Source organism: Streptomyces sp. NPDC043726 (genome assembly GCF_056436565.1).
The window spans coordinates 286,568-299,025 of sequence record NZ_JBWKCI010000005.1 but is presented as its reverse complement, the minus strand read 5'-3'; the positions used below and the strand labels follow the sequence as shown (position 1 = coordinate 299,025).

12 protein-coding genes are annotated in these 12,458 nt (G+C 71.1%); 5 read left to right on the top strand and 7 right to left on the bottom strand.

Going from position 1 to position 12,458, the window contains the following annotated elements; all coding sequences use genetic code 11:
• Positions 1-3: 3 nt before the first annotated feature.
• From AC068Z_RS16955 to AC068Z_RS16945, 3 genes are read left to right on the top strand one after another with little or no spacing between them, the layout of a single operon-like run.
• Positions 4-1,116, top strand: coding sequence for a phytanoyl-CoA dioxygenase family protein (locus AC068Z_RS16955; RefSeq protein WP_478555870.1), 1,113 nt, complete (start codon positions 4-6; stop codon positions 1,114-1,116).
• Positions 1,117-1,132: 16 nt separating this feature from the next.
• Entirely contained in the window at positions 1,133-1,909 is a 777-nt protein-coding gene (locus AC068Z_RS16950) for an SDR family oxidoreductase (RefSeq protein ID WP_478555868.1), read from the top strand.
• 47 nt (positions 1,910-1,956) lie between these two features.
• Positions 1,957-2,961 carry a Gfo/Idh/MocA family protein gene (locus AC068Z_RS16945; RefSeq protein WP_478555866.1) on the top strand — a complete coding sequence of 335 codons (1,005 nt, stop codon included), beginning with the start codon at positions 1,957-1,959 and terminating at the stop codon, positions 2,959-2,961.
• Between the two features lie 52 nt (positions 2,962-3,013).
• On the opposite strand, the gene AC068Z_RS16940 is transcribed toward AC068Z_RS16945, so the two are convergent.
• From AC068Z_RS16940 to AC068Z_RS16915, 6 genes are all read right to left on the bottom strand, one after another.
• Positions 3,014-3,427, bottom strand: coding sequence for a VOC family protein (locus AC068Z_RS16940; protein WP_478555864.1), 414 nt, complete (start codon positions 3,425-3,427; stop codon positions 3,014-3,016).
• 74 nt (positions 3,428-3,501) lie between these two features.
• On the bottom strand, positions 3,502-4,515 hold the full coding sequence (locus AC068Z_RS16935) for a Gfo/Idh/MocA family protein (RefSeq protein ID WP_478555862.1): 1,014 nt from the start codon (positions 4,513-4,515) through the stop codon (positions 3,502-3,504).
• A gap of 10 nt (positions 4,516-4,525) precedes the next feature.
• Positions 4,526-5,425: a sugar phosphate isomerase/epimerase family protein gene (locus AC068Z_RS16930; RefSeq protein ID WP_478555860.1), complete on the bottom strand. Its 900-nt coding sequence runs from the start codon at positions 5,423-5,425 to the stop codon at positions 4,526-4,528.
• Between the two features lie 2 nt (positions 5,426-5,427).
• Positions 5,428-6,327, bottom strand: coding sequence for an ATP-binding cassette domain-containing protein (locus AC068Z_RS16925; protein ID WP_478555858.1), 900 nt, complete (start codon positions 6,325-6,327; stop codon positions 5,428-5,430).
• A 5-nt stretch (positions 6,328-6,332) separates the two neighbouring features.
• Entirely contained in the window at positions 6,333-7,409 is a 1,077-nt protein-coding gene (locus AC068Z_RS16920) for an ABC transporter permease (protein WP_478555856.1), read from the bottom strand.
• Entirely contained in the window at positions 7,409-8,428 is a 1,020-nt protein-coding gene (locus AC068Z_RS16915) for a sugar ABC transporter substrate-binding protein (RefSeq protein ID WP_478555854.1), read from the bottom strand. The genes AC068Z_RS16920 and AC068Z_RS16915 overlap by 1 nt, the downstream gene beginning before the upstream one ends.
• Before the next feature lie 246 nt (positions 8,429-8,674).
• On the opposite strand from AC068Z_RS16915, the gene AC068Z_RS16910 reads away from it, so the two are divergent.
• Positions 8,675-9,448, top strand: coding sequence for a GntR family transcriptional regulator (locus tag AC068Z_RS16910; protein ID WP_478555852.1), 774 nt, complete (start codon positions 8,675-8,677; stop codon positions 9,446-9,448).
• Positions 9,449-9,559: 111 nt separating this feature from the next.
• Positions 9,560-10,609, top strand: a complete 1,050-nt coding sequence (galE, locus tag AC068Z_RS16905; protein WP_478555850.1) for a UDP-glucose 4-epimerase GalE — start codon at positions 9,560-9,562, stop codon at positions 10,607-10,609.
• Here the strand turns inward: galE and AC068Z_RS16900 are convergent.
• Positions 10,563-12,434 (bottom strand): glycoside hydrolase family 15 protein, encoded by a 1,872-nt coding sequence (locus AC068Z_RS16900; protein ID WP_478555848.1) that lies wholly within the window; start codon positions 12,432-12,434, stop codon positions 10,563-10,565. The two genes, galE and AC068Z_RS16900, sit on opposite strands and share 47 nt — an antisense overlap.
• Positions 12,435-12,458: the final 24 nt, after the last annotated feature.

The window sequence follows — 12,458 nt, the reverse complement described above, 5'->3', positions numbered from 1 at the left end:
CCGATGTCCTTCACCTCCTGGCTGTCCCCCGACCTGGGCGCCTTCCGCACGCTCGTGGAACGGACCACCGACCCCGCCGACTACCCCCACGCGGTCGCCGTGGAGCAGGGAGTGCTCGTCTACGAGGGGACCGTGCCGGACGCCGAACTGGTCCGCGCGCTCACCGACGGCCCCGGGGTCGTGGTCTTCCGCCGCGCGTTCGACGAGCCGTCCGTGGACCGGCTCACCGAGGTGTTCGAGGCCCTGATCGCCGAGCAGCGGGCCTCGGGCGCGAGCGCCGGGGACCACTTCGCCACGCCGGGGGCCAACGACCGGGTCTGGAACGCGCTGGAGAAGGCGGCCCTGCGCGATCCGGAGGCGTTCGCCGACTACTACGCGAACGACGTGCCGGCCCAGGTCTCGCGGGCCTGGCTCGGCCCCGGCTACCAGGTCACCTCGCAGGTCAACGTCGTCAACCCGGGCGGCGCCGCGCAGACCGCGCACCGCGACTACCACCTCGGTTTCCTCTCCGACGCCACCGCTGCCGCCTACCCGGCGCACGTCCACCGTCTCTCCCCCGTGCTGACCCTCCAGGGCGCCGTCGCCCATTGCGACATGCCGGTGGAGTCCGGCCCGACCATGTACCTGCCGTACTCGCAGACCTACGGGCCGGGCTACCTGGCGTGGCGGCGCCCCGAGTTCCAGGCCTACTTCGAGGCCCACCACGTCCAGCTCCCTCTCGCCAAGGGCGACGCCGCCTTCTTCAATCCGGCGGTGTTCCACGCCGCCGGCACCAACCGCTCGACGGACGTCCGGCGGATGGCCAACCTCCTCCAGGTGTCCTCCGCGTTCGGGCGGGCGATGGAGACCGTGGACCGCGGGGCGGTGGTGAACGCCGTCTATCCCGTGCTGCTGGAACGCCGGGCCGCGGGCGCGGACGAGGCCCGCCTGGAGAACGTGATCGCCGCGAGCGCCGAGGGCTACCCCTTCCCCACCAACCTCGACAACGACCCTCCCGTGGACGGGCTCGCCCCGCCCTCGCAGGCGGACGTCGTACGGCGCGCGCTGCGCGAGGCCTGGACGCCGGAGGCGCTGCGCCTCGAACTGCGGGCCGGCGCCACGCGGCGCCGGAGCTGAAAGGACCCGGAGCGACATGGGACTTCTCGACGGCAAGGTCGTCCTCGTCAACGGCGGCACCCAGGGCGTCGGTGCCGCCGTCGCCCGGGCCGCCGTACGCGAGGGAGCGGTCGTGGCGGTCACGGGCCGGCGCCCCGAACCCGGTGAGGCCCTGGTGGCGGAGTTGTCCGCCGCGGGCGGCGAGGCGCTGTTCGTCCGGGCCGACCTCGCGGACGCCGGGCAGGCGAAGGCATCGGTGGCTCAGGCCGTCTCGGCGTACGGCCGGATCGACTGCCTGGTGAACGCGGCCGGGCTGACCTCCCGGGGCACGCTGCTGGACACCACGCCCGAGCTGTTCGACCGGCACATCGCGATCAACCTCAAGGCGCCCTTCTTCGCCATGCAGGCCGCGGTCGCGGACATGGTGGCCCGCGAGGCGCCCGGCACGATCGTCAACGTCATCACCTCCTCGGCACACGGCGGCCAGCCCTTCCTCGCGCCCTACGTCTCCGCCAAGGCCGGGCTGATCGGGCTCACCCGCAACGCCGCCCACGCGCACCGCTTCGACCGGATCCGGATCAACGGCCTGAACATCGGCTGGACGGAGACCGAGGGCGAGGACACGACCCAGCGGACCTTCCACGGCGCCGGGGACGACTGGCGCGAGGTGGCCGCCGCCCGGCTGCCGATGGGCAAGCTCGGCCAACCTGACGAGATCGCCGACTTCGTGGTGTTCCTGCTCTCGGAGCGGTCCGGGGTGGTGACCGGATCGGTGATCGACTGGGACCAGAACGTACTCGGCGGACTCGACTGACCCTCATCGCACATCGAACATCGCACATCGCAAGGAGCTGCACCCTCATGCGCATCGGAATCCTCGGCCTCGGCCGCATCGGCGCCTTCCACGCCGAGACCCTCTCCGGACTCGACGCCGTCGACTCCCTCGTCCTCACCGACCCGTTCGCGGACGCCGCCAAGAGTGCCGCCGAGCGGTTCGGCGGCGAGGTCGTGGACTCGCCCGAGGCCCTGCTGGCCGCCGGGGTGGACGGCATCGTCGTCGCCGCGGCCACGGACGCCCATCCCGCGCTGATCCTCGCCGGGGTCGAGGCGGGCGTCCCGGTCTTCTGTGAGAAGCCCGTGGCCCGGACCATGAGTGAGGGCGTCCGGGTCCTCAAGGCCGTCGAGGGCACCGGCGTGCCGATCCAGATCGGCTACAACCGCCGCTTCGACGCCGGTTTCGTCGCCGCCCGGGCCGCCGTGCAGGCCGGTGAGCTGGGCAAGCTGCACACCGTACGGTCGACCACGCTGGACCCGGCCCCGCCGCCCGCCGCGTACATCGCCGCCTCCGGCGGCATCTTCCGGGACTGCTCGGTGCACGACTTCGACATCATCCGCTGGGTGACCGGGCGCGAGGTGACCGAGGTGTACGCCGTCGGCGGCAACCGGGGCGCCGACTACATCAAGGAGGCCGGGGACGCCGACACCACCGGCGCGGTCCTGACCCTCGACGACGGGACGATCGCGGTGGTCTCCAACTCCCGGCACAACGCCCGGGGGCACGACGTCCGCATGGAGCTCCACGGCTTCGCCGACTCCATCGCCGTCGGCCTGGAGGACAAGCTGCCGCTGCGCTCGGTCGAGCCGGGGGTGACCTTCCCGGCCGGTACCCCGCACGACTTCTTCATGGACCGCTTCGCGGCGGCCTACCGCGCCGAACTCACCGCGTTCACCGAGGTGGTGGCCGGCACCCGGACCTCCCCGTGCACGGTCGCGGACGCCCTGGAGGCGGGCTGGATCGCCGACGCGTGCACCCGGTCGCTGCACGAGCACCGGCCCGTCACGATCGCGGAGGTAAAGCCTGCGTGAGCCGGGTCCGCGCGGCCGGGGTGCGCTCCCGGCCGCGCGCGGCTCGCCGTGATCAGCCCGCCTGCCCGCTGATGTTGACCATCCACGGCACCCCGAACCGGTCGGTGCACATGCCGAAGACGTCGCCCCACATCTGCTTCTCCAGCGTCACGGCGACATGACCGCCTTCGGAGAGCTTCTCCCAGTAGCCGCGCAGCTCGGCCTCGTCGTCGCCGCTGAGGCTGACCGAGAAGTTGTTCTCGGCGTGCTTCTCGGTCCCCTCCGGGTTGTCGGCGCCCATCAGGGTGAAGCCGCTCGGGGTCTCCAGCATGCCGTGCATGATCTTGTCGGCCATCGGCGAGTCCTTCTGCCCGAAGTCGCCGTAGGAGTTGAGGTTGAGGGTGCCGCCGAAGACCTCCTTGTAGAACTCCATGGCCTGGCGGGCGTCGCCCGCGAAGGTGAGGTAGGGGTTGAGTCGCGAAGCCATCAAAGCCTCCCTGGACGGGAACGGTCAGTGCTGTGCACGCTAACGCCCGGCACTGACAACGGCCTGTCGGGCGCTCAGCCGTAGAGCGACGGTCGCTCGACCAGCTCAACTTCCACCCGGCCGCCCTCGCGCAGCGACCGCACCCCCGCCTCGCAGACGGCGGCCGCCGCGTAGCCGTCCCAGACGCTCGGTCCGGTCACCTCGCCGCGCCGGGTGGCGTCGACCCAGGCCTGGACCTCCCGGTCGTAGGCGTCCGCGAACCGCTCCGTCCAGTCCTGGGCGATGCTGCCGCCCCAGCGGCCCGCCATGGTGGTGACCAGGGCGTGGTCGTCACCCACGCGCGCGGTGCCGCGTTCGCCGACCACCTCGGCCTGCACCTGGTAGCCGAATCCGCAGTTGACGAAGATCTCCACGTCCGACAGGGCGCCGCCGGCGGTCTCCAGGACGACGAACTGCGGGTCGATCAGGCCCTCGGGGGCGTCGGCGGAGGTCGCGGGGCGCAGGACGGTGACCGCCGTGATCTCGTGGCCGAGCAGCCAGCGGGTCACGTCCACCTCATGGGCCACGGAGTCGGTGATGAGCATCTCGGAGGTGAAGAAGGGCGCGCTCGCCACGTTGCGGTGCCGGTTGTGGAGCATCAGCGGGCGGCCCAGTCGCCCGGTCTCCAGCAGCGCCTTCAGACGCGTGTACTCGGGGTCGTAGCGGCGCATGAAGCCGACCTGGACGCGGCGCCGGCCGAGGGCGGTCTCGGCCTCGACGAGGCGCAGCGCGGAGGCGGCGTCGGGGGTGAGGGGCTTCTCGCACAGCACCGGGAGGTCGTGCGCGAAGGCGGTGCGCAGGGCCGCCTCGTGGGCCGGGCCCGGGGAGGCGACGAGGACGGCGTCGACGTCGGCCGAGGCCATCGCGGCGGCCGGATCGGTGTGGACGGCGCAGCCGTCGACGCGGGCGGCCACGGCCTTGGCCCGCTCCGCGTCGACGTCCACCACGGCCGTGACCCGCGCCCCGCTGACGACCTCCTGGATCCGGCGGACGTGGTCGGCGCCCATGCGTCCGGTGCCGATCACGGCGATGCCCAGGGGTGTGGCCATGGATGTCCTCTCAGGCTCCGCAGGACCGCAGGAACTTACGGGTGCGCACCGCGATCGGCAGCGGCTTGTCCGGCTCGCAGGGGTACATGTCCTGCTCGACGATGGCGAACAGCTCGACCCCGAGCCGCTGTGCGGCGACCAGGACCGGCTCCAGTTCCGGGACGCCGGAGGGCGGTTCGCACATCACCCCGCGCTGGACGGCGGGGCCGAAGGGGATCTCGTGCCGCACGACGTCCGCGAGGATCTCCGGGTCGACCTGCTTGAGGTGCAGATAGCCGATGCGCTCGCCGTAGGTCTCGATCAGCTTGACGCTGTCCCCGCCGCAGTAGGCGTAGTGCCCGGTGTCCAGGCAGAGGTTGACCAGTTCGGAGTCGGTGGAGTCGAGGAACCGCTCCACGTGGTCCTCGGTGTCGATGTGGGTGTCGGCGTGCGGGTGGACGACGATGTCGAGGCCGTAGGCCTCCTTGACCTCGTGGCCGAGCCGTTCCATGCCCTTGGTGAGGTGGGCCCACTGCTCACCGGTGAGCTCCGGGGACTCCAGGATCTCGGCGGTCTTGTCGTCGCGCCAGAAGGAGGGGATGACGACGAGGTGCCGCGCGCCCATCGCCTGGGTGAGGGCGGCGACCTGGCTGACGTGCTCCCAGGTGGACTCCCAGACGGACGGGCCGCGGTGCAGGCCGGTGAAGACCGTGCCGGCGGACACCTTCAGACCTCGCCGGGCCACTTCGTCGGTGAGCCGGGCCGGGTCGCTGGGGAGGTAGCCGTACGGGCCGAGTTCGATCCACTCGTAACCGGCCTCGGCGACCTCGTCCAGGAAGCGGTCCCAGGGCACCTGGTGGGGGTCGTCGGGGAACCACACGCCCCAGGAGTCCGGGGCCGAGCCGACCCTGATGCGGTCCAGAGCCGTCATGTTCACGCCTTTCCTTCGTCGGTCGTGGCGACCGGCGCGGTCAGGTCCCCCGCCTCGGGGAGCTCCTCCACGTCGACGCCGCGCACCTGCGACAGTTCGTGCTTGAGGGCGGCGAGTTCGGCGCCGCCCGCCATGTGGTTGGTGAGTTCTTCCAGACTGACCTGATCACGCGACGCGGACAGCTCCAGGGTGCCGAGCCGCAGCACGCTGAAGTGGTCGCCGACCATATAGGCGTGGTGGGGATTGTGGGTGATGAAGATGACGCCGAGGCCGCGGTCGCGGGCGGCGGCGATGTACTTCAGGACCACGCCGGACTGCTTCACGCCGAGGGCGGCGGTGGGCTCGTCCAGGATCAGGACGCGGGCGCCGAAGTAGACGGCGCGGGCGATGGCCACGCACTGGCGCTGGCCGCCGGAGAGGGTGCCGATGGGCTGTTCCAGGTCGTCGAGGACGATGCCCATGTTGCGCAGTTCCTCGTCCGCGGTCCGCTTCATGCGGTCGATGTCGAGCCGGCGGACCGGCCAGGGGCCCTTGGTCATCTCGGAGCCGAGGAAGAAATTGCGCCAGACCGGCATCAGCGGGACGGTCGCCAGGTCCTGGTAGACGGTGGCGATGCCGCGGTCCAGGGCCTCGCGCGGGGTGGTGAAGCGGACCGGTTCGCCGTCGACGAGGAACTCGCCCTCGGTGTGCTGGTGGAGCCCGGAGACGATCTTGATGAGGGTGGACTTGCCGGCGCCGTTGTCGCCGAGCACACAAGTCACCTTGCCGGGGTGGACGGCGAGGCCCACGCCGTGCAGGGCGCGGATGTTGCCGTAGGACTTTCCGGCGCCGCGCAGTTCGACGATCGGCCGGTCCTCCTCGGGGCCCGTGTCCTTGAGCGTGGCTCCGTGCGGGGTCGTCATTGCGGTCACCTCCGGGTCGCCGTCCGGCGGACCCACAGATTGATGAGCGTGGCGCCGAGGAGCATCACGCCCAGGAACGCCTTGAACCAGTCGGGGTTCCAGCCGGCGTACACGATGCCCTGCTGGACCATGCCGAACATGAACGCGCCGAAGACCGGGCCGATCGCCGAGCCGTAGCCGCCGGTGAGCAGACAGCCGCCGATGACGGCCGCGGCGATGTAGATCAGCTCCTGGCCGACGCCCTCGCCGGACTGCACGGTGTTGAAGGAGAACAGCTGGTGCATGCCGACGAACCAGGCGCCGAAGCCGACCAGCATGAACAGCGAGATCTTGGTGAAGGTGACCGGCACGCCGACGGCCCGGGCGGACTCCTTGTTGCCGCCGACCGCGAAGACCCAGTTGCCGTACTTGGTGCGCAGCAGCACCCAGGTGGCCAGGGCGGCGAAGACCAGCCACCAGACGATGGTGATCTTCACCTGGACGCCGCCGACGTCGAACGAGGAGGCGAAGACGGCCTTGGCCTGGTCGAAGCCGTCCATGTCGCTGATGTCGTCGGTGGCGACGTTGCCGGTGACCAGCTTGGTGATGGCCAGGTTGGCGCCCTGGAGGATCAGGAAGGTGCCGAGCGTGACCAGGAAGCTGGGCAGTCCGGTCTTCACCAGCATCCAGCCGTTGAACAGGCCGACCGCGAGCGAGACGACGAGCGCGACGATCACACCGACCCAGACGTTCATGGTCAGTTGGTAGCTGATCATGCTGGCGGTGAGCGCCGAGGTGATCACCGCGACGCCGGACGACAGGTCGAACTCGCCGCCGATCATCAGCAGGGCCACGGGCAGCGCCATGATGCCGATGGTCGACGACTGGTAGAGGATGTTGGCCATCGAACTGCCGTCGCGCACCGGCGGCGCCGCGATCAGGAAGAACACCAACACCGCGACCGCGCCCAGGAAGACGCCCACTTCGGGCCGGGCGAGCAGCCGCAGCGCCAAGGGGCGCTGCGCGGTCCGCCCGTCGGACTCCTTGGGGCCGGGGACCGGCGGTGTGGTCACCGCCGGGTCGGCATGCCGGGTCACGCTCATCACCGGGTGCCCTTCGAGGCGAATCCGGCGACCGCCTCGACGTTGGACTTGTCGACGAACGCCGGTCCGGTCAGCACCGGCTGCTCTCCGCCGCCCATGTAGTTGCCGTTGTTCTTGTAGAGCCACAGCGAGTCGATGGCCAGGTAGCCCTGGAGGTAGGGCTGCTGGTCGACGGCGAACTCGATGGTGCCCTCGCTGATGGCTCCGGTCAGGTCCTTGTTGAGGTCGAAGGTGGCGATCTTGGCCTTGCTGCCGGACTCCTCGACGGACTGCGCGGCGGTCAGCGCGAAGGGGGCGCCGAGGGTGACGACGTAGTCGATCGCCTTGTCCTCGGCGAGCTTGGCGGTGATGGTCGACTTCACGGACGGCATGTCGGTGCCGTTGACGTTGAGCGTCTCGACCGAGCCGGAGAAGGTCTTCTTCACGCCGTCGCAGCGCTGGGTGAGGCCGATGTTGCCCTGCTCCTGGATGACGCAGACCGCCTTCTTGGCGCCGGCCTCGTTCAGCCGCTTGCCGAGCGCCTCGCCCGCGACCGTCTCGTCCTGCCCGAAGAACTCCATCAGGCCGAGCTTCTGCCACTCGCTCACACCGGAGTTGAGGCCGACGACGGGTATGTTCGCCGCCTCGGCCTTGGCTATGACGTCCTTCAGGGCGTCCGGCTTGGCGAGGGTGACGGCGATGCCGTCGACCTTCTGGTCGATGGCGTTCTGCACCAGGTTGGCCTGGACGCCGGCGCTGGGGTCGTTCGAGTAGATGAGCTTGATGTTGTCCTTGGCGGCGGCGGCCTCGGCGCCCTTGCGGACGATGTCCCAGAAGGTGTCGCCCGGCGACTGGTGGGTGACCAGGGCGACCGTCATGCGCGGGGTGTTCGCCTTGCCCGCGGCGGCTCCTTCCGCGCTTTCCTCGGCATCCTTGCCGCCGGAGCTGCTGGAGCAGCCCGCGAGGGTCAGGGCGGCCGCGGCGGCCAGGGCCACGAGGGGTGCCATTCTGCGGGAGCGGGAGTGCGAAGAGCGGTCCATCTTTCCTGCACCTCACTGTGCGACGGGGGAACGACGGGGAAGAAACGCGGCTGGTGCGTTGGTCCCGGATCCAATCCCCTGAACAGCCCGCTGTCAATACTTTGTTAAGACATCATTTCACAAGCAGGTCCGAATGTAAGTACAAATCATTGACAGTCGGGGCCGCGAGGCCTACACCTGAGAGGCGGCGGAGTCGATCTCTACCCGCCGCGGTCGGCCGTATCCCCACGAAAGGCAGGTACGTCCATGGCGAAAACCCGCGCCCAGAGCGCCCCCGCGCTCGACGCCCTGCACTTCGCCCTGGAACGGAACAGCCCGGTACCGCTGTACCACCAACTCGCCCAGCAACTGGAGGCGGCGATCGAGCACGGGACCCTCGCCCCGGGCAACCTCCTCGGCAACGAGATCGACCTGTCCACCCGGCTCGGCCTGTCCCGGCCGACGGTCCGCCAGGCCATCCAGTCCCTCGTCGACAAGGGGCTGCTGGTCCGGCGGCGCGGGGTCGGCACCCAGGTGGTGCACAGCCAGGTCAAGCGCCCGCTGGAACTGAGCAGCCTCTACGACGATCTGGAGGCGGCCGGACAGGGCCCCACCACGCAGGTCCTGCGCAACGAGACCGTCCCCGCCACGGCGGACGTCGCGGCCGCCCTGGGCCTCGCGGAGGGCGACGAGGTGACGCTCCTCGAGCGACTGCGCAACACCCACGGCCGGCCGGTGGCCCTGCTGTGCAACTACCTGCCCACCGGCCTGCTGGAACTCGGCACCGCCCGGCTGGAGGCCACCGGCCTGTACCGGATGATGCGCACTGCCGGGGTCACCCTGCACAGCGCCCGCCAGACCGTGGGCGCCCGCGGCGCCACCGCGGAGGAGGCGGCCCGGCTGCACGAGAAGGAGGGCGCGGCGCTGCTGACGATGACACGCACGGCGTACGACGACACGGGCCGCGCGGTGGAGTACGGCACCCACATCTACCGGGCATCCCGTTACGCCTTCGACTTTCGGTTGCTGGTCCGGGCCTGAGGGCACGGCCCGGTGGCCGAGCGGTTGACTCCGGACCGCAGGGGGAGCAGAGTCGGACATATACGTCGTAAACATACGCTGTCCGGTCGGCACGAGGAGCGGAGCCGGGCCATGAGCGCACCGTCCACTGTCCTCGTCACCGGCGGGGGCGGGTTCATCGGCAGCCACGCCTGCGTGGAGCTGCTCGACCACGGTTACGAGGTGATCGTGGTCGACGACTACAGCAACAGCTCCCCACAGGTCTTCGCGCGCGTCGAACGCATCGCGGGCCGCTTCGTCGGCGCCGTGTACGACCTCGACATCCGCGACCGGCACGCCCTGTCGGCCGTCTTCGACCGGCACACCGTGGACGCGGTGCTGCACCTGGCGGGGCTGAAGTCGGTCACCGAGTCCTTGCGGGCCCCGGTCGCGTACTACGACGTCAACGTCGGCGGCACCACGGCCCTGCTCGGGGCCATGCACACGCACGGGGTGCGCCAACTGGTGTACTCCTCGACCTGCTCGGTCTACGGCGAGGGCGGCGCGGGGCCGATCGCCGAGACCACTGCCCCGCGGCCCGTCCATCCCTACGCGGCCTCCAAGTGGGCCTGCGAACAGCTCCTCGCCGACGTGTGCCGCCGCTGTCCCGAGTACACCGTGCTGTGCCTGCGCTACTTCAACCCGGCCGGCGCCCACCCGAGCGGACTGCTCGGCGAGGACCCGCGGGGCACGCCCGACAACCTCATGCCGTATCTGGCGCAGGTGGCGGTCGGACTGCACCCGCGCCTGGAGGTCTTCGGGGGCGACTACCCGACCGCGGACGGCACGGCGGTCCGTGACTATCTGCATGTGATGGACACCGTCGAGGCACACCGCCTGGCGCTCGACCACTTCACCGACGGTCCGGGCATGCATGTCTTCAACCTCGGCCAGGGCTTGGGCAGTTCGGTTCTCGACGTGGTCGCCGCGTTCTCCCGGGTGTGCGGCAGGCCGTTGCCGTACGTGGTGGCGCCGCGCCGTCCCGGCGACGTTGCCGAGCTGGTCGCCGACGCGAGCGCGGTGGACCGGGCCTGGGGCTGGCGGCCCACCCGGGACCTCGCCGACATGTGCCGCGACAGCTGGCGCTTCCAGCAGCTCAACCCGCTGGGGTACGCGGGGTCCGCGCGGCGGCTGGAGTCGTAGCGGGCCCGCGTGAGCCGACGCTGGCGCCGTTTCCGTTTGCGTGGAGGGCTCCGGCTCCGGCGAGCGCGAACGCGGTCTCGGCGAGGGCGAGGTGGCTGAAGGCCTGCGGGGCGTTGCCCAGTTGGCGGCCCGCCCGCGGATCCCACTGCTCGGACAGGAGCCCCACGTCATTGCGGACGGCGAGCACCCGCTCGAATGCCTCCCGGGCCTCGGCGGCGCGTCCGGTTGCGGCCAGAGCGTCGGCGTACCACAGGGAGCAGGGCACGAACGCCCCCTCGCGGCCGCGCAGTCCGTCCACCTCGTGCACGCCGGGGCCGCCGTCGGCGTAGCGACGCAGGAACCCGCCCTCGTCCAGCCCGCGCATCGCGCGGACGGTCCCGCGCACCCGGGGATCCGCGGCGGGCAGGAAGCCCACCTTCGGCAGCAGCAGGGCCGAGGCGTCCAGGGCCGGTGAGCCGTACGCCTGGACGAAGGAGTGCTGCGCCGGGTCCCAGCCCTCGCGGCAGACCTGGCGGCGGACCTCGTCGCGCATGGCCCGCCAGCGGCCGGAGGAGCCGTTGCGGCCGAGGAGCTCGCCCATGCGCAGGGCGCGGTCGGCGGCCACCCAGGTCATGACCTTGGAGTGCACGAACTGGCGGCGCGGTCCGCGTACCTGCCACAGACCACGGTCCGGTTCACGCCAGTGCCGCAGCAGGAAGCCCATCATCGCCTCGACCAGGTTCCACACATGGGCGGGCATGGGAATCCCGGCGAGCAGGGACAGGCAGAGCGCGTCGAGAACCTCGCCGTAGACGTCGAGCTGGAACTGACCGACCGCGGAGTTGCCGAACCGCACCGGACGGGAGCCCTCGTAGCCGGGCAGCCAGGGCGCCTCGGTCTCCGGCAGCAGGCGCTGACCGCCGACGCCGTACACCGTCTGGAGGTCGGCCGGGTCGCCCGCGATGGCCCGCACCAGCCAGTCCACCCAGGCCGTCGCCTCGTCGTGGTAGCCGCAGCGCAGCAGACAGGACAGGGCCAGGGTGGAGTCGCGCAGCCAGCAGTAGCGCTGGTCCCAGTTGCGTTCGCCGCCGAGGCAGCCGGGCAGCGAGGTGGTGGGGGCGGCGACGATGCCGCCGGTGGGAGCGTAAGTGAGCGCCTTGAGGGTGATGAGGGAGCGGACGACGGCGTCCCGCCAGGGTCCGTCGTAGCGGCAGCGGCCGGTCCAGCGCCGCCAGTGGTCGACGGTCTCCTTCAGCGCGGTCTCCGCCGGGACCGCGAGCGGCGCGGGCGGGCCGGGCAGGTGCGAGGGCGCCCACACCAGGGTCAGCGCCAGCCGGCGCCCGGCCGTGAGGGTGAACTCGGCCGACGCCTCGCCGAGTTCCCTCACCGGTCCGTCGGCGCTCACCCACACCGCGTCGGGTCCGGCGACCGCCACCGTGCCGTCGCCGTCGGTCCGCGCCCAGGGCACCACACGGCCCTGGTGGAACCGCAGCCTCAGCTCGCTGCGGAGAGTCACCTCACCGGACAGTCCCTCCACCATCCGGACCAGGCAGGGAAGTTGGGCGCGCGGGGGCATGAAGTCGGTGACGCGTACGGTTCCGGTGGCGGTCTCCCAGTACGTGTCCAGGACGAGCGTGTCACGCCGGTAGGCCCTCCTCGTACAGGGACCGCGACCGAGCGGAGCGAGCCGCCAGAAACCGTGCTCCCGGGTACCGAGCAGGGCGGCGAAACAGGCGGGCGAGTCGAAGCGGGGCAGGCACAGCCAGTCGACGGAGCCGTCCCGGCCGACCATGGCAGCGGTCTCCTGATCGCTCAGGAGGGCGTACTCCTCGATCGGGGCGCTCATGATCGTCGGCCGTTCGCCGCGGCA

Coding starts and splice junctions, on each gene's coding strand:
- galE (WP_478555850.1), top strand. CDS start 9,560: ATGAGCGCACCGTCCACTGTCCTCGTCACCGGCGGGGGCGGGTTCATC.
- AC068Z_RS16930 (WP_478555860.1), bottom strand. CDS start 5,425: ATGACGGCTCTGGACCGCATCAGGGTCGGCTCGGCCCCGGACTCCTGG.
- AC068Z_RS16940 (WP_478555864.1), bottom strand. CDS start 3,427: ATGGCTTCGCGACTCAACCCCTACCTCACCTTCGCGGGCGACGCCCGC.
- AC068Z_RS16910 (WP_478555852.1), top strand. CDS start 8,675: ATGGCGAAAACCCGCGCCCAGAGCGCCCCCGCGCTCGACGCCCTGCAC.
- AC068Z_RS16950 (WP_478555868.1), top strand. CDS start 1,133: ATGGGACTTCTCGACGGCAAGGTCGTCCTCGTCAACGGCGGCACCCAG.
- AC068Z_RS16925 (WP_478555858.1), bottom strand. CDS start 6,327: ATGACGACCCCGCACGGAGCCACGCTCAAGGACACGGGCCCCGAGGAG.
- AC068Z_RS16915 (WP_478555854.1), bottom strand. CDS start 8,428: ATGGACCGCTCTTCGCACTCCCGCTCCCGCAGAATGGCACCCCTCGTG.
- AC068Z_RS16900 (WP_478555848.1), bottom strand. CDS start 12,434: ATGAGCGCCCCGATCGAGGAGTACGCCCTCCTGAGCGATCAGGAGACC.
- AC068Z_RS16935 (WP_478555862.1), bottom strand. CDS start 4,515: ATGGCCACACCCCTGGGCATCGCCGTGATCGGCACCGGACGCATGGGC.
- AC068Z_RS16955 (WP_478555870.1), top strand. CDS start 4: ATGTCCTTCACCTCCTGGCTGTCCCCCGACCTGGGCGCCTTCCGCACG.
- AC068Z_RS16920 (WP_478555856.1), bottom strand. CDS start 7,409: ATGAGCGTGACCCGGCATGCCGACCCGGCGGTGACCACACCGCCGGTC.
- AC068Z_RS16945 (WP_478555866.1), top strand. CDS start 1,957: ATGCGCATCGGAATCCTCGGCCTCGGCCGCATCGGCGCCTTCCACGCC.